Raw genomic sequence first — 20568 nt, forward strand, 5'->3', positions numbered from 1 at the left:
ATACAGAGAACAAAGGTAATATAGGATATAGGAAAAATAATGCTGTTCATGTTCATGTTGATTTCTTTTAATAATAGGTAAAACCCCTGTCCATAAATGGCTAGGGTATTCGTGTATTCTGAGTATTTATCGATAGAGGCGATTAAGCACCAAAATGGATGTAGACAGGACTATAAAGGTGACTGTGAAAACTGCGAAATCGAGTCTAAAAGAGATGGGCAGTATAAATGGGTTTTTCAATAAGACGTATGGTGCTATGTATCGTTTTTGAGAGTAAAAAAACATCACAGTACATAGAACCAAATTTTTTAACAATAAAAAAGAGCCAAATGGCCCTTTTTTATTTGTGAGCGTGTTTTTAACGATTAACGTGAATAGGTAGGATCAGCCGCTGCCGTAAATAGTACGTCGGTTGAAGAGTTCAGCGCCGTTTCTGCTGAGTCTTGTATCACACCGATAATAAATCCAATGGCAACCACTTGCATCGCGATGTCATTGGGAATACTAAACAAGCTAGCAGCCAGTGGAATCAATAATAACGAACCACCAGCGACACCAGAAGCACCGCAGGCACTGATCGTTGCGACCAAGCTCAACAATAGAGCAGAGGCGAATGATACTTCAATACCAAGTGTGTGCGCTGTAGCAAGCGTCAATACGTTGATAGTGATGGCTGCGCCTGCCATATTGATGGTTGCGCCCAGTGGAATCGTCACAGAGTAAGTGTCTTCGTGTAGACCCAGTTTGCGCGCCAAGTTCATGTTGACTGGAATGTTAGCCGCTGACGAACGTGTAAAGAAGGCAGTAATACCTGACTCACGCAAACATCTAAATACCAATGGGTAAGGGTTTTTGCCTGTTTTTATGAAGACGATAAGGGGGTTTGCAACCAAAGCAATGAACACCATACAGCCAATAAGTACCATGAGAATACGGGCATAACCTGCCAAAGACGCAAAGCCTGTCTCAGCGACCGTGTTAGCAACCAAGCCTAAGATACCAAAAGGGGCCAACGCAATGATCCATTTGACCACTTGTGAGATGGCATCAGAAAAGTCACTGACCACGGCGCGTGCGCTGTCGCTGGCTTGACGTAGGGCAAAACCAATGATGATGGCCCAAGCCAAAATACCAATATAGTTGGCTTCAGCAATCGCATTAACCGGATTGGCAACTAGATTCATCAAAAGGTTGGTCAATACTTCTTGTAGGTTGGCTGGTGGGACTTGTTCGATGGTGGCATTGACCAATACAAGCTCAGTGGGAAACAAAGCACTTGCCACGACAGCAGTCAAAGCGGCCAAAAAAGTGCCAAACATATACATAATAAGTACGGGCTTGACATACACTTCATTGCCACTGCGATGTTGACTAATGGCGGCCATCACCAGAACAAAAACCAACACTGGCGCAACTGCTTTTAAGGCACCAACAAATAGCGTCCCTAATAAACCCAACGCGATACCAATGCTTGGCGCTAGCCAACCAATAAACACTCCCAATACTAAACCGATAATAATCAGCGGCACCAGTCCTATACGCTGATACATTGCAATCAATGAACGCATCTATACACCCTCGAATTAGTCAGTAAACAAATAGTTAATAATAAAAAATAAAAACAGGCGCAAGATAGTAACATTTTTAAACATAAGCGCCTACCTTTAACCGCTCTCTATGCGGAGCGATAAAGCGCAAAAAAAAACGCCCATATCACAAGGGATAGGGCGGTTTTTAAGGTTAAAATTCTAAATAATACAGTACTTTTGTGCATCAAACTTTAAAATGAGTCAACTCATAGCCCGCTTGCTGATAACTTTTGTACTTATGACGACCTGCATCGACGCTGGCAGAATCTGGCTTGATTAGCTCAAGCACCCGCGTAGGATGCGCATTATGAGTAGCCGCCATAAATTGATTCACAGGATGAGCGGTGGTATTTAGCACAATTCCTTTAAAATCAGCTGGCATGTGGTTACCCAGCAAAACGGGTGCAGGCGTTTTATCCTCTACAAGGGAAGAAGTAGCGTCAGGACGAGTAACCACACTAGAGTCGTCAATACGCTGATGCGGTATAAAGCTGGTTGTCTCGTGTGCCCATAAAGAGGCATCAAGTGACGCCAGCAATGCGTCATCCTCAATCAGTATCAGTACCGATTGGTTGCTCTTGTTAAGGGCCGTTTGAGTGAGCTGACAAATAAAGCCCAAGAAATCTTGGGCCTTATTTTCGCTTAAAACATAAAAGCTAATATTCATAAAGGGGTGTTCATCGATGGATTAAACCATATTGGCACTGTTTTTTAGGTACTGCATAAATAGCGGTACAGGACGACCAGTGGCCGCTTTATTAGCGCCTGAGTTCCATGCCGTGCCAGCGATGTCCAAATGCGCCCACGCTTGACCTTCTTCGATGAAGCGAGACAAGAAACAGGCGGCAGTGATAGACCCTCCAGCTTTACCACCAATGTTTTGTAAATCAGCGATAGGCGATTCGAGCTGTGATTGATACTCATCATCCATCGGCATATGCCAAATAAGATCGCCTGATAGATTACTGGCATTTTCAAGATCAAATAATACATCTTCGTCATTACTATAGACGGCTGAACGTATATGACCTAAGGCAACCACACAAGCACCTGTTAATGTTGCCACATCGATAATGGCTTTTGGCTGATAACGCTTCACGTAGCATAGGGTATCTGCCAATACCAAACGACCTTCAGCATCCGTGTTCAAGATTTCAACTGACATGCCGTTCATGGCTTTAACGATATCACCAGGACGAGTAGCATCACCTGATGGCATGTTTTCAGCGCAAGCAAGTGCACCAACGACGTTAATCGGTAGACGCGATTCACACAAGGCTTTAATCGTGCCGAGTACTGAAGCTGAACCGCCCATGTCAAACTTCATCTCATCCATCGCCGCACCAGGTTTGATTGAGATACCACCTGAATCAAAGGTCACGCCTTTACCTACTAAGACGATAGGAGCTTCATCGTTAGTGGCTTGAGTAGAGGTGTCGTTATTTTTGTCTGCCTTTTTAGACGCTTTCTTACTTGGAAGCTTGGTTGGCAGTTTATCGGTTAGGGCTTTTAGGCCGCCTGTTACTTTTGCACTATTAACAGACGCTTTGCCAGCGTTGGCACTAAACGCTGATTTGCCTTGATATTCCATCAATACCAGCTTGCCTTCTTTGGTAGAGCCTTGTGCCACTGCCAAGAAGCAATTCATACCCAATGCTGACATCTCATCTTCACCCAATACGGTGACTTTTAATAGATCAGGATAGGTTTTGGCCAATGCTTGTGCTTGTTCTGCCATATAAGCTGGGAAGCAAATGTTACCTGGTTCATTGGCAACATCACGAGTTAGGCTTTGACCTTTGAAAACCGCTTCAGCAAATACCAGTGAATCTTGCAATGACTTATCAGCCAATAAATAGATATCAGTCAATACGGGGGTTTTTTGTTCAGACTTATATTTATCAAAACGATAGCTTGCTGCCAATAGATTCAGCGCAAACTGACCAAACTGGTTTTCTTCCAACGCATCGCCTAGAGCAACGGTAATAGAATCCACACGTTTTTGCGTGCTTTGATAAATGGTATTGGCAATTTTTTGCAATCCGCTTTGGTTAAGCTTGTCAAGATTACCAACACCTACCAATAATAATTGTACCGGGTTTTGCTTGGTGGTCTTTTTATCGCCTGCCAGCGCATAGTCTTCTACGGTTTCACAAGCACTACCGCTGAAGTGTGAGACTTCAATCAATTGTTCGATGCGTGTTTGATAGTCGCTCAAAGCTGATTCAGCAACGATATTTTTCTTATCATCGACTAAGACCACAAGGCAAGCGGCATCTTTGCTCTTGGCTTCTTTTTTGAGGATTTTTTGCGTATGTGTCTTTGGTAAGGTCTGTGTTAATTTAATATTCATATAATTATCCTTATTAGAGTTATAAAATCAAAGTTATAAAAACGAGCGCGTTTGTTTCATTGGTTTTACTTATTAGATCCTTTGGCCTATTGAGCCACCGGCCTAGTGTAGCATATTGCAAGAACAGTGCGCAGTGAGCAAGGCTTAGGTAATATGTTGGAACAAGTTTGCTAACCTAGTTTACGTTTATCAGCATGATTAAGGGTAAATTTTTATTATATAGCGAGTTCAGTATAAAACTGATACAGCGGGACTGGAATGCTTATTTTTAAACGAGAAGTTTTGCAGCCTCTGTCTGCGCACACGCAGCAAGCAAGAAAAAGTCATTTCAGTTCAGCGTTGGCATATAACGTATCTGTTTCATTTAGAATCGTCCATAGCTTTGATGACATAGCACATGGTATTAAAAAACAATAGATGCATTAATGCTAACTATTAATTAGATCATTTGTTGCAATCAAAGCGGCAAATCTGTCTTGCAGCGCTGCCATCGCAGTATCATGCATGGTTTCAGCACTGATGGTTTTTCTTTGCGCGCTTGGTAAGTCGCGAGTGGCACAGGCGTCGTGACAGACGATATTATCAAACCCTAAGTCAAACGCTGCTCTGACGCTTGAGCTGACACACATGTGGCTCATAAACCCAGCAAAAACAATTTGCTGCTTTTGTGCTTTTTTAAGCAAGGCGTCAAGCTGTGTTTCATAAAAGGCATTGGGATGTTTTTTGACGATAACGGTTTCGTTGTCTTGAGGCTGTAAGTCACTGACAATATCGACGTTGGCTGATAAAGGGTCAAATACTTGACCGTTTTCTGCACCATGATGCGTGATATGGAAAATGGGTACGTCTTGCTCACGAGCTTTTTTGAGCAGTAGGCGGGCATTTTCAGTGGCTTTTGTGCCTGCTTGCCCTAATGGCATAGCGCCATTGACGTATTCGTTTTGAAAGTCAATCAGTACGAGGGCGCAGTCAGACCAATCAAGGGGCGCAAAGGCACCACCAGCAAGTTCAAGTAAGGTAGCGGGGGTCGACATGATAAAGTCCTTAGTATTTTTTTGGTATTTGAATATTTTGTATGTAAATAATCACATAAAATTTAGACATAAATGTTTTATAGATTAAGAATATCACGTGATTAGTCTAGCAATTATTGTCAAACATACGTGCGTCATGATACGAATGACAAACAAACCTTTCTAAAGTACATAAACCAAAAATATCTATGTAGAAATATACTCAATTTCAAACAGTTGTATGTTTTGCTCTCTCTTTAAATGTTGATTATTGCCTTTATATTAAGCATGTACACCAAGCCATCAGCAAGGTACGTGCAATCTCTTTCAAACACATTTCACAGCTATTTTTAACCAAAATATGCTAGGATTAGCGGCTATCTTTATCGCTGATATTTGTAGAGCATGACGCACAAAACATATCGTTATCTTTGTCATTATTTATAGGGTTGAGTGAGCGGTATAACGCCATTACAGCGCTGATAAATTCTAACAACTGTGCTTGAAACTCCCTATAATCTGTCAATAAGCATGTGATGCCTTGCGCGACTGCCAACCCATGACCAAACCATGAAAGAGTACCTATTGTGATATTACGCCGCTATATGACTCAACAAGTTGCCTCAACGACCGCTTTGGTGTTGGGGTTTTTAGTGGTGATGATGCTAGGCGGGCGTTTGATCCGTTACTTTGGTATTGCAGCCGAAGGCAATCTGGATATCAGTTTGTTATTCACCATTATTGGTTATAACCTGCCGTACTTCTTAGAGTTGATCTTGCCACTGGCCTTTTTTATTGCATTGATGCTGGTTTTTGGACGCTTGTATGTCGACCAAGAAATGGCAGTGATCAACGCCAGTGGCATCTCGCGTGGTAAGCTTGCGCGTTTGATGACGCCATTGATACTAGCCCTATTTGTGGGTGAAGCAGCGCTTTCGGTGGTTGGAAAACCGTGGGGCGTGCGTTCATCTGAGAGTGTGTGGCAGCAGCAAGCTTTGACCAGTGCGTTTGATTTGATTCGCCCAAACCAGTTTATTAGTAGCGGCAATTATCATTTGTACGTGGGCAGTTTGAGCGATGATAAGAAGCAATTACAAGACGTGATACTTATCCAGTCGAAGCCTAAAGCCAAAGGCAGTAAATCTGTTGATATGGATGAGAGTACGTCTGTTGATATGGATAATCGCATCGATGCAGAAACCGCTGAGCAGTTGGATATTCCAGAGCTGCCGAACGCATTGATGAGCAAGAACGATATTAGCAAAGATACCATCACGTTAGCCAAACGGGCTGAGCAAGTAGATACAGAAGCGAGTGGTGTGACGCAATTGGACTTGTTCCAAGGACGTCGCTATGAGGTTGGCGCAGGCAATCTAAAGTATAACCAAGTCGGCTTTGATCGCTATCGCATCACGTTGACGGAATCCTCAAAAGAAGTCGTTACCGAAGACAATATCGAAACCCAAGCGATTGGGCCGTTGTGGCAAGCAGCCACAGGTGGGCAAGTGGGCAGTGGCAATGCGTTACGAGCCGCACAAGGGGAGCTTGGCTATCGCTTGGCGCTCCCATGGCTGATGATTATCGCACCCATGCTGGCCGTACCACTTGCGCAAGTACGCCCACGCCAAGGGCGCTGGTTGCGTCTGTTTCCCTCTATCTTATTATTTGTTAGCTGTGCACTCGGTATTATTTCGCTCAAAAATGCCGTGAGTAAAGGCAGTGTCAGCGTGTGGGCCTACGCATGGTTTATTTTAGGATTTATGGCATTGGCGCTTTATATGAATTGGGGTAGCCGTGTGCAGCATCGATTGCGCTTTCGCAAACAAGAGAATGAGCCGTTGATGACAGCTGATGGCCAAAACAGTGGCTCACAAGGAGGGCAATCATAATGCGCTCCTTATTTTCAAAATCTGTAGCGACTGATCAGTTGGCAAGAGTGCCAAGTAACCTTAAGGTGCTTAGCCGTTATGTCAAGCTCAATGCCTTGCTCGCCATTATTGGCGCTGTGCTTGGTCTGTGGGCGCTGCAATTGGTGTTTTCTTACTTATCTGAGCTAGATTCGTTAGATGACAGCTACACGATGGGTCAAGCCATCCAATATATCTTTTATCGCTCACCTTACTTTTTAGAGCAGTTTATTCCAACGGGTGCCTTACTTGGTGCGGTGGTTGGTTTGGGGTTGCTTGCCAACAAAAGCGAGCTGGTCGTGATGCGCGCGGCTGGCGTAAGTGTCTATCGTATCGTCAGCTGGGTGCTACAACCTGCCTTGATCTTTGTAATTTTGGCGTTGGCAATCAACCAGTTTGTCTTGCCGACCTCCAATCAACTGGCAAAAGAGATTAATGATGCAGACAGCAAGTCGCTCGTGACGTCGGTACGTGGTTATTGGACCGTGCAGCCACGGTTTAAAAAGTCAGAAGATGGTGGTACCAAACCGGATGGTAGCGACATTCTTTATATCGATTATGCCGATGTCAAAGGCAATATCGGTGAAGTCAAGCGTTGGCATTTGGATAACAATGGTAACTTGCAAACCGCGGTTCACGCTGAGGGCGGGAAGTATATTGGTCGTGAATCTTTGGATACCACCACTGACAAACTGAGCGAGCAGTATCGTTATGATTGGCAACTCAATAACATGACTGAGCTGAGTATCAATCAAGGGTTTGAGAGCAGTCAGGCCGTCTCGACATCTGATACGTTAAGCTTGCCATTTGCGCCTGAGTCCGTGTATTTGCTGACTCGTAAAGCAGAGGATTTGTCATTGACGCAATTGTATGAGCATCGTCAATTTATGCGCCAACAAGATCAACGCTCTTTGAGTCATGAGCTGGCATTTTGGCAAAAGCTGCTGTCGCCTTTATCTATTCTGTCTTTGGTCATTGTGGCCTGCTCATTCGTTTTTGGCTCATTACGCACGCACAGTCTGGGCTTGCGTATCGTGGTAGCGTTACTGTTCGGTTTGCTGTTCAGCTATGTGCAGGATTTGGTCGGTTTTGTCTCGCTGGCTACTGGGTTTTCACCCATGCTGATGGTGCTATTACCGATTATTGGTAGTGCGATCTTGGGTGGATATTTACTCAAACGGCAGATGTAGGTCACAACGGACAAATCAAAACCAAATGGCCCTGTTCATAGTGACAAGCATTTTGACAAGCATTTATAGTAATAAGCGACTGGTATAAATTTTCTTTGCTTGCTGTAATACAGAGGCTGCAAAAACTTTATCCCAGTCGTTCTGTATATTATCAAAGTAACTCAACTAGACAGTTCACCATAAAAAAGCCCGTCAGAACAGTATTGTTTTGACGGGTTTTTTATTTGCTCAATTTTACAGTCTCAACTTTTAAAACCTTAAGCTTTTGACCAGCTAAGTTTTAACCACCTATTTTTTCCAAACAATTAGTCTTTGGTCGCCATGGTAATCGTGTACGTTTTGCCTTGTTTGACCTTTTCGCTATTGCCAAACACTTCGGTAAACGAGCGCTTCATAAACTGGCGCAAACCATTGATGGTCACCACATAAAAACGGCCACCTTGACGCATGCGTGCATAGGCATCAAGGAAGTACAGATAATGCTGCTCTTTGCCGACTTTGGCGGGCAGGTTTGACATTACAAGACTAAAGTCTTTGTCCTTTGCAACGTGATTAAAGCCATTAGATAAATGCACGTCGACATTCTTTAGACCGTTTTTTTCACAATTCAAGCGCGCATATTCTACTGCCATAAAATCTTTATCAATCAGTGTGTGCTGACCGTTTGGACATTCACGTGCGGCCGTCATACCAAGCACACCATAACCACAGCCCAAATCGATTGAATCATCATCGTCTTGGAAATCCACATAATCAAGCAGCATCAAACTACCATCATCGAGCTTTTGCGGTGAAAAAATACCCCACGTGGTTGCAAAATCAAACGGCTTACCCAGTACGTCTTGGCGAAAATTAATGTCTTCGCGCCAGTGTTGGGCGTTTTTGAGGAGGTCAGCAGGTGGTCTATGGCTCATGGGAGTCTCGGATAATAGATAAGTAGAAGGGGGTGCGTTGTCCAATTAGACAGTGCGCATCGTATGATGGGTATTGTAACGAGAAAAAGGTAGGTTTGCAGCATCGTATTACGGGAATCATTATGGTTGCCAAATTTAGTATGTAGAAAAAACATAGAAAAAAACATATTGGCAAGATTAGGTGAGAGGCTTACACTCAACTTTAACCTGATAGCTCTGAAGTAGTATGTATGGCAGACATTATATTTGTATCTAAAGTCGACTTCTGGATAGCGTTGGTTTTATGGGGTGGCAGCTTGTCTTTCGTCTTAATTCCATTGTGGGAATGGCGGCGGGGCAAAAGAGATTCGCGTATGCGCAACATACTGCTAATGGTTATCCTATTGCCTTTTGCAGCACTCATGCTCATGCCTTTTTTTGGTACTAAATACACCCTAACCGATAGCCAGCTATATGTGGATAGTGGTCTGTCTACTCAAACCATTGAGCTGGCAGATATCATACATATTACGCCAACTCGAAGCATGACATCTGCGCCAGCACTATCATTGGATAGACTCAAAATAGAGTATCGGAACAAAGAAGTATTGATATCACCGAAAGATAGAGCAAGTTTTTATCAAGAGATACAAGCACGTAATCCCAAAATAGTGATAGAGAAAAAATAGGGTAGGTATGATAATAAATAAATTAGCTCGGACTTTTTGCTAAAAATTTGGTTTAGAATTTGAGCTAATGCATGCTACATATTTCAAGAGGCAAATAATGAGTGATCTTAACAAAGACTGGACACCAACATTCGGTACAGTCTATACATGGTTTGCAATGGATAAAAAGGGACGGATTGCCGTTATGGTGAATAACTGCTGGGGTGACCTACCACAGTCAGTTTTAAATATCCCTGACGCTGAGCTATTGTTAGATGACTTAAATGAATATATGTGGGAGGAGTCTAAAATATTTAACAAGTATCCAACCAATAAAAAAGGAAAAACTATTTTGGATTTATATTCTAGTTTAGTTTTTCGTCATCTAAGAACGAAGCAGGAAGTAGCAAACTGGGTAGTTGAACGTTCAGATTATAGTTTGGATTCAAGAGAGGAAAATCTACCTTCTAAAAAAGGTTATTTCGTTTATCTTGCAATTGAGGGTAGTAACCAAGGCGAGGATTATCCTGTAGGATATAATGGTGCGACCAAAATGGGCGATTATTACCGTTATCTTGTACCTACAATCTACGCATCTATTGAGGATTTTCCACAAGCGCTTTGGCATGGTATAGCCGTTTCAGACACTCTAGATTTTACTAAAAATAAAGTGCTTGATAATGATAAGATCAATACCTATTTTCCTAGGAATTATCAAATCACTAACTAACCCATAACCCGTTATTATGCGCTTAATGATAGTAATCCGAAGGCGACCAGTTTGTTATCGACAAAACCCAGACTGATACCATTATCAGTACTAAAAGTACTTCCATTATAGTTTCTTAATAATAAGTTTTCTGAATAATTAATTTTATGAATGCTGAGATATGTGAAAATAATTTTTTGGTCTATAGGCATATATTCAACAGTCTCTCTGCAGTAATGGATCTTTTGATAGTCAAAAGTAAAACCCACCACTACGCTGTTTAGAAGATAAACTTGTAAAACACCATAAGAGTATATTTCGTAATTTTTACCTTTCTGTGGCTCATATTCTATAGGCTCGCCAAAAATACTTATAACCTTACTCTTATTCGCTTTTAACGCTAAACCATTGAATTTTTTTGTTACTAATAATTCTTCAATATTTTGAAGCGATACTTTAATCATTTTTTTTCTCAAATAATTGTAAAGCGATACTGTCACTACTCAATCTCATTGATCGCTTACTATACGCAACGTCTACAAACTTGCTATTACCACATACGGATAAGTTTCCGTAAATAAAATAATTTCTAGACTACTTCCCCAACCGCTTCTTTAACACATGATCAAACACAAACGGCCCAAAGGGCAAAAATGAACCAAGAACCCCAGCAGGCAACGCCCACAGCGGCATTTTGATTTTATGCGCCGTCATAAAGAGTACGACGATATAGGCGATGAACAACACCCCATGCACAGGCCCAACGTAGCCTACCATTTCAGGCATATCCAGCATATATTTGAGTGGCATGGCGATACCTAGGAGCAGCAGAAAAGACGTGCCTTCCAAATAACCCATAATGGTCAGTTTTTTCAGCGCAAATGCTTGTGCTTTGGTGAGAGTGGGCTTGGAAGATGGCTCGGCGTACGACACGATATAGTCCTCTGACAATTATGAATCAATATTTAATTACTATTCTGCTCACCATGCTACCCAAAAGGCTATCCACGCGGATGATGCGCGGCATGTAACTGCTGCAATCTTGCCGTCGCTACATGGGTATAAATCTGTGTGGTAGACAAGTCACTGTGTCCAAGTAATAACTGCACGCTACGCAAATCTGCGCCATGATTAAGCAGATGGGTGGCAAAGGCGTGACGCAAAGTATGCGGTGATAACTCTTTATCAATACTGGCAACTTTGGCATACTTTTTAAGCAAATACCAAAAATTCTGACGCGTCATATAACCACCTTGTGCAGTCAAAAACACGGCTTGGCAGTTGCCAGATTTTAGATGCGCAATCAGATCGCCGCGCCCATGAGACAGATAATCCTCCAGCGCTTCCGCTGCATATTCACCCAGTGGCACCAATCGCGTTTTATTGCCTTTACCTGTAATTTGTAGCCAGCCAGAATTTAGATTGACTTGTTCAAGTGACAGATTAATCAGCTCACTCACACGCAGACCACAAGCGTAGAGTACTTCTAGCATGGCTTTGTCACGCAGACCTAGCGCGGTACTGGTATCGGGTGCGGCAAGGAGATTGTCGACATCCGCCTCAGACAAATCTTTTGGCAGTGGACGTCCAAGTTTGGGGCTTTTGATGCGCTCGCAAGGATTGTCCGCGCGTAGATTGCTCGCAATCATCCACAAGTAGAACTGACGCAAGCTTGAGAGCATACGCGCTTGAGTACGAGGGGTTTTGCCGTCTTGAGTGAGTAGGGAGAGACAGTGCAGCACATCATCAGGCTGCCAGCGGGTCAGCGCGATAGGGTTGGTCAACTCACAAGAACGCAAGTCGCGAACATAGGCGTTACGGGTACGCGTCGCTAGACCACGTGCCAGCATCGCTTGACGAAACTCCGTCATATAAGACGGTTCATCATCGACTGCTAACGCCTTTGGTTGTCGTTGTTGTACGGCGCGATCACGGCTCATCAGGTAGCCTCAAAAAATAAATCATATTTTTGTGTTTTGCTTTATGTGCTGTGTCTTTAGATCCCACAAAAGATGATTGGCGCATCAAATCCAGTATTGGTCTTCCAAGGCCACAGTTGCCTCATGACTTACGCTACCCGTATGAGCAGTTTGAGCAGGTTCAATCATCATAAAGTGCGTATTTGGCTCGGCAAGTGGACAATGCTCAACCCCTTTTGGCACCACATACATCTCGCCTACACCTAGCTCAATATTTTTATCTCTCATTTGTAATGTGAGCTTACCTTTAAATACGATAAACAACTCATCTTCATTATCATGCTTGTGCCAAACCAGCTCGCCACTGCCCTTGGCTATTTTTACCAATTGACCGTTTGATTCTGCGATGATTTTTGGTGTCCACTCTTCTGTGAATAGAGTAAATTTTTCTGCAATATCAACTTTATTCATCACGCTTCCTTGCTAGATTTTGGGTGATTTGATGCAAAAATTTTGAGCAGTGAATGTACTAATTTATCCACTCTCAGCTGTTTTTCTTTTTAACCACATAACGATAGAGCGTCGCGCTTGCTGGCGTGCTGTCATCGCTATCAACAGTGATCTCATCAGGGTCAGCATCCAAGCTCACATGGTCAGCCATTGTTTCTTGACTGAGTAGCTCATGACCCAGATGACGACAAAAATTAGGAATGTCGCGTGTGGTAGCAGGATCAGTGGCGAGTATTTCAATCACCTCGCCGCCATCTGCTTTACGGATGACTCGGTGTAGCATCATCACAGGCTCAGGGCAGATCAACCCTTGTGTGTCTAAATGATGATCAATAGTCGTTTGCATCGTTGAGGTCGTCATAATGTATTATTAAAATCAATTAGGTGAGTTTATAGTATAAAAGTGACGCATAAAAAGTGCGCTGCTTAGATCGATTTTTTTGCTTGCTGTGCCGTTACAGACAGAAGCTTGAACAAATCTATCCCAGCGGTACGGTATGCTTTTTTAATAAACGATACATTTATTAAAGGGATTTCATGCGAGCAGCTTATGTCTCTTCAATGATATCAGCGTCTTCTTGTATTTCTAAAAAGTTAAAAAAGCGCTTAAACGTCACTTTGAACAAAAATGCCACGCCCAGCCAACAGGACAATCCCAACCACGCCGTATTAGAAAACAGTAACTCACCGATCAGAATAAGGGTCGATACGCTAATACTCATGGCAATCATTGAGGGTTGATTGAGCCGATAGCGGTAAATCACTAAAGCATCATAAATAGTAATGGGAATGGTCAGCGCGACTAATGCATAAGGCAAGTTATAAAACAATTGATACAGTAACTGATTGTCATGGAATGCCTTGATACTGGCAATAGTACCAAAAATCACAAATGCCAAAAGCGCAGCATAAATCAGATAAATGGCTATTTGGTTCACCCGCTGCGCCCCTTTGATACGCGCAATCGCAAGCGGTGCAAAACCATGTAGCGTCTTATTTTGCAAGGCTTGGTCTGGGGCGTTGGTCATAGTCATCAGTCACGTATTTGTTTGGAGAGGCGATAGGGTAAAAAACAAGGCTATAAAACCTGTCACTTTTGACATTTTACTTTTGATATTGTTGTCTTATCAATCTGGTTTGATGGCGTCAATGGCGATGCTGGTGTTAGGATCCGCAAAGTAAGTCGACATCAAAATACAGGCAGAGATGTCATCAATGGGGTCGCGCTCATGTTTGATCCAGCCATTTTCCCATGCTATCTCTCGTGCGGCGACAGATGTCAAGCGCTCATCACACAAGGATACAGTCACAGGCAAATGCTGCTCCATGATTCTGTGAGCGAGGCGACGGGCAAATTTGTGCGCACGCTTAGACAGCATGGAGCTACTGCCATCCATATTCAGTGGCAAACCAACCACCACTCTTGCCACGCCCCATACTTTGATAATACCCAGTAAATTGTCCCAGTCTGGCTGACCATTATCCATGGCCAAAATATCAAAGGCACGTGCGGTCTCGGTGACGGTATTGCCCAAGGCCATACCCATTTTTTTGACACCGTAATCTAAAGCCAAAATAAGATGCGGTTTGACGGTTGATTCAGAAATACTGTCATCAATCGCTTCTACGGCATCTTTTATAAGCGTGCTATCTACCATAATAAGGGAGGTTTCCTATCGTTGGGTGTGTTATTACCAAGCTTCGAAGATGAAGATCAAGCGTGACCGATATCACTGCTTAGATAATCGAAATTCACACCAATTTTGTCAGCGGCGATTTGCCAACGCTCTTCAAAGGGCGTATCAAACAATAAGTTCAAATCAGCGGGACAAACCAACCAATCGCCATTACCCAGCTCTTTTTCCAGCTGTTTTTTGCCCCAACTGGCATGTCCCAAGCACAGCTGATAATGACCCACCCCTTGACCGGCTGCAATACGCTTAAGAATGTCTTGACTGGTGGTGATACAGACATTCTCTGAAATGGCAAAAGAAGAGGCCCACTCTGGCTGTCCTGTATGTAACACAAAACCCACCTCTGGATACATGGGGCCACCTTCTAATGCCAAGTCTTCCATCACTTGGCGGTTGGTTACTTCGATATCCAAGTCTTCCAAAAGCTTGCCAACGCGTGCTTGCTCTAATGGACGATTGACCATAAGACCAAGGGCGCCATATTTATCATGACGACAAATATAGATTAAAGCCTGTGCAAATCGTGGATCTGATAGCTCTGGCGCCGCAATTAAGAAATGATGGGTCAAGTTGGCTTTAGACATAAAAAAACACGTAACCTAAATAAAGGTGAGAGACCACTATATGGCGATAACGAGGTAAAAATCAACCAAAGTTGTTGTTTATCAACGCCCAGTCAAGGATTGAGAGGCACTTATTTTTACTTAACATCGGTCAACAAACTACGCGCATGATCGCGTGTTACATCAGTGATGGTCACGCCGCCCGACATACGTGCCAGCTCATCCACTTGCGCATGACCTGTCACGATAAGCAGCTCGCTTTCGGTCTGCTCTTGATGGTGTTTTTGTACCAAGATATGCTGATGCGCTTGTGCGGCGACTTGAGCTTGGTGAGTAATGGCAAGCAATTGCTGCGTTTGACCCAGCGCGCGTAATAGCTCACCGACCACTTGCGCGGTGCCACCACTGATACCGACATCGACCTCATCGAATACCAGCATCGGCTTGGCGGCATTGTTATCAGCACTCGTCGCTTGCAGTACTTGCATCACCAGCGCCATACGCGACAGCTCACCACCTGAGGCGATTTTGTGCAATGGCTGCATGGGCATACCCACATTGGCACTGAACAACAAATCAATATCGTAGCACCCTTGTGCATTATAGTGGCTGGTTTCCGCTTTTTTGGTAAACACAAACTCGCAGCGAGCATTGGGCAGGGCAAGTGGCTGTAGCTGCTCAATCAGCTGCTTACTCACCGTGGGCGCAGCTTTCTTTCGCGCTTTATTGAGCTGCGTGGCAAATGCCAAATAGGCTTGCCACGCTTGCTCGATTTGCGCTGCCATGGCATCACTGCTTGGCTCATTTTCCAATTGATCCAATTGCGCTTGCCAGCCTTTTGCTTCCTGAATCAACTCACCAGCGGGCAAATTGTGCTTGCGTGATAAGCGGTGACCTAAACTGATTAAACTGTCTAGCGTTTGCAGGCGCTCAGGGTCAGGCAATTGCTGTTCGGCATAATCCGACAGTAACGCGGTCACTTCGGTAATCTGCTGCTGTGCCAAATGCAGTTGCTCAGAGGCTTGCTCAAACGTTTGACTGACATCCATTTGATGATCACAGATTTTGATCGCTTGACCCAGTAATGTCATGACATCTGGCTCATCGGTATCATTGTCTAGTAGATGCAAACCATGACTGGCCTCGGTCATCAGTGCTTCAATATTCGAGAGCTCTTCGTGCTCCGCCTCGACCTCTGCATAATCGACCGCCAATAATGGCGCTATGTCTGCCAGCTGGTTTTGCAAAAGTTGAATACGGTCTTGGCGCTGAGATTCGCGGCTAGCAATATCATCGGCGCGGCGTTTGAGCTGTTGATACTGCTGATAGCTATTGGCTGTTTGTATCGCAAGCGGCGTGGTCTGTGCCATCTCATCTAACCATTGCACCACAAATTGTGGCTTTAACAAGGCTTGCTGAGCATGTTGGCTATGAATATTGACCAGCAATGCGCCCAAACTTTTTAATTCAGCAAGACTCACTGGTGTCCCATTTAACCAAGCTTTTGAACGACCCGTATTGCTCAATTGGCGCCGAATCAATACTTCAGGTTCTTCTAGTAGACGCTCATTTTTTGTGAACCATTCGGCAACGACGGGATTGTTTTCTACATCAAATTGCGCGTAGATATCTGCATGTGCAGCGCCATGTCTGACCATGGCACTGTCTGCGCGCTCGCCAATACATAAGGACAAAGCATCCAGTAATAGCGACTTGCCAGCGCCCGTCTCACCGGTGATGACATTAAAGCCAAAAGCCACGTTTAGCTCATGTTGAGCAATCAACGCAAACTGATGTAAAGTTAATGATACTAGCATCAACGCCTCTCATGACAGATCGCAAGCTCTATATAAAGCTCAAAAATGCTGCCTAAAATAGGATGAAAAAAAGAATAAATAGGTTCAGCTAACAGCGCGAATAGATAAATGTGATTGGCAAATATTATGGTGTTAAATGTCTTTAAATACAAATATTAAAGGCAGTAAATCTCACAAATGGGTTTGGCAAGACTACCACAAAACCAGCAGACGTTGACCACGAATGGTCTTTCTTTTTCTTGTAACACTGATGATGAAGGTGAGTCATTTGTCTCAATAAAACCTTTTAAAATAAAAGCCTTACATCAATTGTTGAACCAACACTTAAGCTAATGAAGGTGGCTAACTATAATCACGAAAGCCGCAAGGAATAGAGAAGCGTGACAACATCATAATAAGCCGAGCATAGAGAATTTACCGCTGCTGTAACAAACTTTATAGAGATAATGTGGTAGCATAATCTCACATAATGATAAACTCTGACTGTGGGTTCTATGCACTCTTTATCATGGTGCAAGTCATGGTTTCGTAAAATTAGAAGCTTATAGTAAAAGTGCAGAGAACTTAGCGATTATGTCAAAAAATTTTTATAGAATCTGCTCCTATGGTTAGCGGGCAGGTCTTTATTGTAATAGAATCCATCATTTAAGATTGAGCGCTTCTTCAAAAACGCCCACACTAGCTGACTCAACTCAGTTACTTATTTTTTAGTTTTATAATAATTATTTGATAAGGAAGCCACTATGACAGCGGCGCAATTTACTAATGTAACCGTCAATGCCCACGCAACCGTCTCTTATGATGGTCGTTGTTCAAGCCATACTATTATGTTTGAGGATGGGCGCCATAAGACGCTAGGCGTGATCTTGCCTTGTGACAACTTGGTTGACCATTATCACTTTAGTACCAATACCTCTGAGCGTATCGAAATCACTAGCGGTGAGTGTGAAGTCAAGATAAATGGTGATGAAGAGTTTAGCTATTACCGTGCAGGTCAATCATTCGTGGTTGAGGGCAACAGCGGGTTCAATCTGCGTACCGAAGAAATTGTTCAGTATGTCTGCCACCTAGAAGGCTAATCGACAGTCAGATGAATGTCACTATAGGGTGACTTATCACGCTGTACAGAGAGTATTTAAAAAATAAACAATATCGGATCGGTATTGTTTATTTCTTTTTTGGCGAGTATTACCAATCGCTACTCAGTAATTCGCTGGTACAATTGAGCCATCTCTCTTTTTTATCTTATCGCAATATGCGATACCCACTTATATTTATAGTAGGCCTATTATGGCAAAACCCATTTATTTTTATGGCATTCACGCGATTGATGCCTTACTTGAACACCGTCCGCTTGATGGGCTTAGCTTGTTTGTCCAGCAAGGGCGTGAGAGTGACAATCATGTACAAGCCATTATGGTGCAAGCACGCGACAATGGTATTAGTATTCAAACCGCACAAAAAGACAAGCTGACGCAACTGTGTGGTAGCCCGCAGCATCAAGGGGTTGTATTGCATGCACGTCCATTGGGTTTCGCTGATGAAGGCTTACTAGATACGATTGCTGGACGTGAACAGTGCTTGTTATTGGTACTCGATCAAATCACTGATGCCCATAATTTTGGTGCTTGTTTGCGTACTGCTGTGGCGATGGGTGTGGACGCTGTGGTTTGCCCCAAACATCATGCCGCAAGCCTGACACCAACGGTTGCCAAAGTCTCGGTTGGTGCGGCCGAGATGATGCCGATTATTAGTGTGACCAATTTGGCGCGTGCGTTGTCACAGATTAAAGATGCAGGGGTATTTGTTTTTGGTACCGCTCTTAATGCGGATGCCAAACCATTACATGCTGCTGATTTGACAGGTAAGACGGCAATTATTATGGGTTCAGAAGGCGAAGGGATGCGCCGTTTGACCACAGAAAGCTGTGATGAGCTGGTTTACATCCCGATGTCAGGCAATGAGCATGGTAATTTGCAAAGCTTGAATGTCAGTGTTGCCACTGGTATGGCGCTGTATGAGGTCAATCGGCAGCGTACTTTAGCTGCTGGGCAAGCGTAAGATATTCTTGATGTAAGGGTTCAAGCTTGATATAAAGAGAAGCCAAGTCGCTTTCGTTGAGAATGACATGATCTGCGTGGCGGTTGCGTTCTTCTCGGCTAAGCTGATTGGTCATAATGGCTTTGATCTTTTGTACGCTTTGCTCATCACGTCGGCTGGCGCGTGCCAGCTGAGTTTCCTCAGTAGCATCCATCACCAAAATGCGCTGACATAAATTGGCCAGTCCAGCCTCAGCGCCTTCAATAAGTAGGGGCGCTGATAACACCACATAAGGCGATGTACTGGCCGCCAGTTGCAGCTTTGCTGCTTCACGTATCGCTGGATGCGTGATTGCCTCCAACTCAATGAGTGCTTCTGGATACGCAAACACATGTGTTCTGACAGCGGCTCTGTCCATTGTGCCATCACTGTTCAATACCCAATCACCAAATTTTTTCTGAATCTTGCGTAAGGTTGGGCTACCCTTGGCAGCCACTTCATGAGCAATGACATCGGCATCAATGATATCGATACCTTGCTCAGCAAACCAAGCGCTGGCAGCAGACTTGCCACTACCAATGCCGCCCGTCAGCCCAACTATTAGCGTCTTATTTTTTGTTGGTAGGTTCTGTGATTGATGCGAATAAAGGGTCGTCTGTTTTGACATAATAGTGACTTATCTAACGGATATTATAATGAGGATGGCAGTGACTGCTTAACAATCAATTCTCAAGGCCACACGGCGCTCAAAGAGGGATGATAATTAAAAATGACTACCGATAAATGGCTAAAATAGTTTATTAAGTATACATGCCAAGATACCAGCTGACGATATCCGAACCGTATAATAATGCAACGATTCCCGCGATGGCGATATAAGGCCCAAAAGCGAACGGGCGGCTCTCACCCTGTTTTTTCATTAAAATGAGTCCAACGACAGATCCTAATAAAGACGACAACAAGATGATAAGTGGCAGCATCAAAGGCCCAAGCCAAGCACCCAATACGGCCAATAATTTAAAGTCTCCTTGACCCATGCCGTGCTTTTTAGTAATGAGATAAAATATCTTAACCACTACCCACAATGACAAAAACCCAAGTAATAAGCCCCAGATCGATTGAGTAGGGGAGACAAACCAGCCTTGCGAATTGACTGCCAATCCTAAGCCTGCTAATGGAAATGTTAGACGGTCGGGCAGTAGCTGGGTATCAAAATCAATACCTGTCAAGGCAATCAGCGTCCATACCAAAACTAATGCTGACAGTCCAGTACCACTGACCCCAAATTGATAAATGACCAATACGGACAGCAGCGCCGTTACCCCCTCAACCAAAGGATAACGTAAATCGATAAATGCTTTACAGTCTGAACATCGACCTCGCAGTATCAGCCAGCTTATTAAAGGAATGTTTTCATACCATTTGATTTTATGAGCACAATGAGGGCAACGTGACGCTGGCCGACTCAAGGTAATGGGTTGGTCATTTGCGACAATGTTGGTTAAAGGCTGCGTATGCTCACGTGGCATATCGACTTGGTCAGCGAGAAAATGGCTACACTCCTGTCGCCAGTCATAGATCATCATTAGCGGGATACGGTGAATAATCACGTTCAAAAAACTGCCAACACAAAGACCCAATAAACCAAATACAAATAAAGCTAGGGTCGTATTGTCTTGTAATAACTGTATAAATTGCATCAA

At 43.7% G+C, this 20568-nt stretch carries 22 protein-coding genes; 6 read left to right on the forward strand and 16 right to left on the reverse strand.

Features of this window, described 5'->3' with window-relative positions:
* Nucleotides 1-365: 365 nt before the first annotated feature.
* The 4 genes from sstT to CZ794_RS11775 all read right to left on the reverse strand — a co-directional run bounded on the left by sstT (nt 366) and on the right by CZ794_RS11775 (nt 4976).
* Nucleotides 366-1568 (reverse strand): serine/threonine transporter SstT, encoded by a 1203-nt coding sequence (gene sstT / locus CZ794_RS11760; RefSeq protein WP_087041801.1) that lies wholly within the window; start codon nt 1566-1568, stop codon nt 366-368.
* A 205-nt stretch (nt 1569-1773) separates the two neighbouring features.
* On the reverse strand, nt 1774-2256 hold the full coding sequence (locus CZ794_RS11765; protein ID WP_087041802.1) for a DNA polymerase III subunit chi: 483 nt from the start codon (nt 2254-2256) through the stop codon (nt 1774-1776).
* A gap of 21 nt (nt 2257-2277) precedes the next feature.
* Entirely contained in the window at nt 2278-3942 is a 1665-nt protein-coding gene (locus tag CZ794_RS11770) for a leucyl aminopeptidase (protein WP_087041803.1), read from the reverse strand.
* Nucleotides 3943-4370: 428 nt separating this feature from the next.
* A complete protein-coding gene (locus tag CZ794_RS11775; protein WP_087041804.1) occupies nt 4371-4976 on the reverse strand; it encodes a cysteine hydrolase family protein in 606 nt (201 codons plus the stop codon).
* Nucleotides 4977-5560: 584 nt separating this feature from the next.
* Here CZ794_RS11775 and lptF point away from each other — a divergent pair.
* Both lptF and lptG read left to right on the forward strand, forming a co-directional pair.
* Complete coding sequence (lptF, locus tag CZ794_RS11785) at nt 5561-6844, forward strand: LPS export ABC transporter permease LptF (protein WP_087042180.1); 1284 nt, start codon at nt 5561-5563, stop codon at nt 6842-6844.
* Complete coding sequence (lptG, locus tag CZ794_RS11790; protein ID WP_087041806.1) at nt 6844-8052, forward strand: LPS export ABC transporter permease LptG; 1209 nt, start codon at nt 6844-6846, stop codon at nt 8050-8052. The genes lptF and lptG overlap by 1 nt, the downstream gene beginning before the upstream one ends.
* Nucleotides 8053-8357: 305 nt before the next feature.
* Here lptG and CZ794_RS11795 read toward each other — a convergent pair whose 3' ends face one another.
* Nucleotides 8358-8966 carry a class I SAM-dependent methyltransferase gene (locus tag CZ794_RS11795; protein ID WP_087041807.1) on the reverse strand — a complete coding sequence of 203 codons (609 nt, stop codon included), beginning with the start codon at nt 8964-8966 and terminating at the stop codon, nt 8358-8360.
* Between the two features lie 230 nt (nt 8967-9196).
* On the opposite strand from CZ794_RS11795, the gene CZ794_RS11800 reads away from it, so the two are divergent.
* A complete protein-coding gene (locus CZ794_RS11800; protein ID WP_087041808.1) occupies nt 9197-9634 on the forward strand; it encodes a PH domain-containing protein in 438 nt (145 codons plus the stop codon).
* Between the two features lie 97 nt (nt 9635-9731).
* Nucleotides 9732-10343, forward strand: coding sequence for a hypothetical protein (locus CZ794_RS11805; protein ID WP_087041809.1), 612 nt, complete (start codon nt 9732-9734; stop codon nt 10341-10343).
* Nucleotides 10344-10357: 14 nt separating this feature from the next.
* On the opposite strand, the gene CZ794_RS11810 is transcribed toward CZ794_RS11805, so the two are convergent.
* The 9 genes from CZ794_RS11810 to recN all read right to left on the reverse strand — a co-directional run bounded on the left by CZ794_RS11810 (nt 10358) and on the right by recN (nt 16825).
* Entirely contained in the window at nt 10358-10786 is a 429-nt protein-coding gene (locus tag CZ794_RS11810) for a hypothetical protein (protein ID WP_087041810.1), read from the reverse strand.
* Nucleotides 10787-10916: 130 nt separating this feature from the next.
* On the reverse strand, nt 10917-11255 hold the full coding sequence (locus CZ794_RS11815) for a DUF3817 domain-containing protein (RefSeq protein ID WP_087041811.1): 339 nt from the start codon (nt 11253-11255) through the stop codon (nt 10917-10919).
* Nucleotides 11256-11323: 68 nt separating this feature from the next.
* The gene (gene xerD / locus CZ794_RS11820; protein ID WP_087041812.1) at nt 11324-12262 is read right to left on the reverse strand and encodes a site-specific tyrosine recombinase XerD; all 939 of its coding nucleotides are present in this window, start codon (nt 12260-12262) and stop codon (nt 11324-11326) included.
* A gap of 84 nt (nt 12263-12346) precedes the next feature.
* Nucleotides 12347-12712: a cupin domain-containing protein gene (locus tag CZ794_RS11825; RefSeq protein WP_087041813.1), complete on the reverse strand. Its 366-nt coding sequence runs from the start codon at nt 12710-12712 to the stop codon at nt 12347-12349.
* Nucleotides 12713-12785: 73 nt separating this feature from the next.
* Nucleotides 12786-13097 carry a sulfurtransferase TusA gene (gene tusA / locus CZ794_RS11830; RefSeq protein ID WP_373407928.1) on the reverse strand — a complete coding sequence of 104 codons (312 nt, stop codon included), beginning with the start codon at nt 13095-13097 and terminating at the stop codon, nt 12786-12788.
* 202 nt (nt 13098-13299) lie between these two features.
* Nucleotides 13300-13779: a hypothetical protein gene (locus CZ794_RS11835; RefSeq protein WP_087042181.1), complete on the reverse strand. Its 480-nt coding sequence runs from the start codon at nt 13777-13779 to the stop codon at nt 13300-13302.
* Between the two features lie 99 nt (nt 13780-13878).
* Nucleotides 13879-14409, reverse strand: coding sequence for a Holliday junction resolvase RuvX (ruvX, locus tag CZ794_RS11840; protein WP_087041815.1), 531 nt, complete (start codon nt 14407-14409; stop codon nt 13879-13881).
* A gap of 56 nt (nt 14410-14465) precedes the next feature.
* Nucleotides 14466-15029, reverse strand: a complete 564-nt coding sequence (locus CZ794_RS11845) for a YqgE/AlgH family protein (RefSeq protein ID WP_062843512.1) — start codon at nt 15027-15029, stop codon at nt 14466-14468.
* 116 nt (nt 15030-15145) lie between these two features.
* Nucleotides 15146-16825, reverse strand: coding sequence for a DNA repair protein RecN (gene recN / locus CZ794_RS11850; RefSeq protein ID WP_087041816.1), 1680 nt, complete (start codon nt 16823-16825; stop codon nt 15146-15148).
* Between the two features lie 743 nt (nt 16826-17568).
* Here recN and CZ794_RS11855 point away from each other — a divergent pair.
* Nucleotides 17569-17904 (forward strand): pyrimidine/purine nucleoside phosphorylase, encoded by a 336-nt coding sequence (locus CZ794_RS11855; protein ID WP_062843514.1) that lies wholly within the window; start codon nt 17569-17571, stop codon nt 17902-17904.
* Nucleotides 17905-18115: 211 nt separating this feature from the next.
* Complete coding sequence (gene rlmB, locus CZ794_RS11860) at nt 18116-18886, forward strand: 23S rRNA (guanosine(2251)-2'-O)-methyltransferase RlmB (RefSeq protein ID WP_087041817.1); 771 nt, start codon at nt 18116-18118, stop codon at nt 18884-18886.
* On the opposite strand, the gene coaE is transcribed toward rlmB, so the two are convergent.
* Both coaE and CZ794_RS11870 read right to left on the reverse strand, forming a co-directional pair.
* Nucleotides 18849-19532: a dephospho-CoA kinase gene (gene coaE, locus CZ794_RS11865; RefSeq protein WP_087041818.1), complete on the reverse strand. Its 684-nt coding sequence runs from the start codon at nt 19530-19532 to the stop codon at nt 18849-18851. The genes rlmB and coaE overlap by 38 nt on opposite strands.
* 133 nt (nt 19533-19665) lie before the next feature.
* A complete protein-coding gene (locus CZ794_RS11870; protein WP_087041819.1) occupies nt 19666-20565 on the reverse strand; it encodes an A24 family peptidase in 900 nt (299 codons plus the stop codon).
* Nucleotides 20566-20568 lie beyond the last annotated feature (3 nt).

It is taken from the genome of Psychrobacter sp. JB385 (genome assembly GCF_900163785.1).
Taxonomy (GTDB): Bacteria; Pseudomonadota; Gammaproteobacteria; order Pseudomonadales; family Moraxellaceae; genus Psychrobacter.

What these genes read in the sequence shown, in the direction of transcription:
- rlmB (WP_087041817.1), top strand. Translation starts at nt 18,116, where the DNA reads ATGGCAAAACCCATTTATTTTTATGGCATTCACGCGATTGATGCCTTA.
- CZ794_RS11775 (WP_087041804.1), bottom strand. Translation starts at nt 4,976, where the DNA reads ATGTCGACCCCCGCTACCTTACTTGAACTTGCTGGTGGTGCCTTTGCG.
- ruvX (WP_087041815.1), bottom strand. Translation starts at nt 14,409, where the DNA reads ATGGTAGATAGCACGCTTATAAAAGATGCCGTAGAAGCGATTGATGAC.
- CZ794_RS11810 (WP_087041810.1), bottom strand. Translation starts at nt 10,786, where the DNA reads ATGATTAAAGTATCGCTTCAAAATATTGAAGAATTATTAGTAACAAAA.
- tusA (WP_373407928.1), bottom strand. Translation starts at nt 13,097, where the DNA reads ATGCAAACGACTATTGATCATCATTTAGACACACAAGGGTTGATCTGC.
- lptG (WP_087041806.1), top strand. Translation starts at nt 6,844, where the DNA reads ATGCGCTCCTTATTTTCAAAATCTGTAGCGACTGATCAGTTGGCAAGA.
- lptF (WP_087042180.1), top strand. Translation starts at nt 5,561, where the DNA reads ATGACTCAACAAGTTGCCTCAACGACCGCTTTGGTGTTGGGGTTTTTA.
- CZ794_RS11870 (WP_087041819.1), bottom strand. Translation starts at nt 20,565, where the DNA reads ATGCAATTTATACAGTTATTACAAGACAATACGACCCTAGCTTTATTT.
- CZ794_RS11765 (WP_087041802.1), bottom strand. Translation starts at nt 2,256, where the DNA reads ATGAATATTAGCTTTTATGTTTTAAGCGAAAATAAGGCCCAAGATTTC.
- xerD (WP_087041812.1), bottom strand. Translation starts at nt 12,262, where the DNA reads ATGAGCCGTGATCGCGCCGTACAACAACGACAACCAAAGGCGTTAGCA.
- coaE (WP_087041818.1), bottom strand. Translation starts at nt 19,532, where the DNA reads ATGTCAAAACAGACGACCCTTTATTCGCATCAATCACAGAACCTACCA.
- CZ794_RS11795 (WP_087041807.1), bottom strand. Translation starts at nt 8,966, where the DNA reads ATGAGCCATAGACCACCTGCTGACCTCCTCAAAAACGCCCAACACTGG.
- CZ794_RS11855 (WP_062843514.1), top strand. Translation starts at nt 17,569, where the DNA reads ATGACAGCGGCGCAATTTACTAATGTAACCGTCAATGCCCACGCAACC.
- CZ794_RS11800 (WP_087041808.1), top strand. Translation starts at nt 9,197, where the DNA reads ATGGCAGACATTATATTTGTATCTAAAGTCGACTTCTGGATAGCGTTG.
- CZ794_RS11770 (WP_087041803.1), bottom strand. Translation starts at nt 3,942, where the DNA reads ATGAATATTAAATTAACACAGACCTTACCAAAGACACATACGCAAAAA.
- recN (WP_087041816.1), bottom strand. Translation starts at nt 16,825, where the DNA reads ATGCTAGTATCATTAACTTTACATCAGTTTGCGTTGATTGCTCAACAT.
- CZ794_RS11845 (WP_062843512.1), bottom strand. Translation starts at nt 15,029, where the DNA reads ATGTCTAAAGCCAACTTGACCCATCATTTCTTAATTGCGGCGCCAGAG.
- CZ794_RS11805 (WP_087041809.1), top strand. Translation starts at nt 9,732, where the DNA reads ATGAGTGATCTTAACAAAGACTGGACACCAACATTCGGTACAGTCTAT.
- CZ794_RS11825 (WP_087041813.1), bottom strand. Translation starts at nt 12,712, where the DNA reads ATGAATAAAGTTGATATTGCAGAAAAATTTACTCTATTCACAGAAGAG.
- CZ794_RS11835 (WP_087042181.1), bottom strand. Translation starts at nt 13,779, where the DNA reads ATGACCAACGCCCCAGACCAAGCCTTGCAAAATAAGACGCTACATGGT.
- sstT (WP_087041801.1), bottom strand. Translation starts at nt 1,568, where the DNA reads ATGCGTTCATTGATTGCAATGTATCAGCGTATAGGACTGGTGCCGCTG.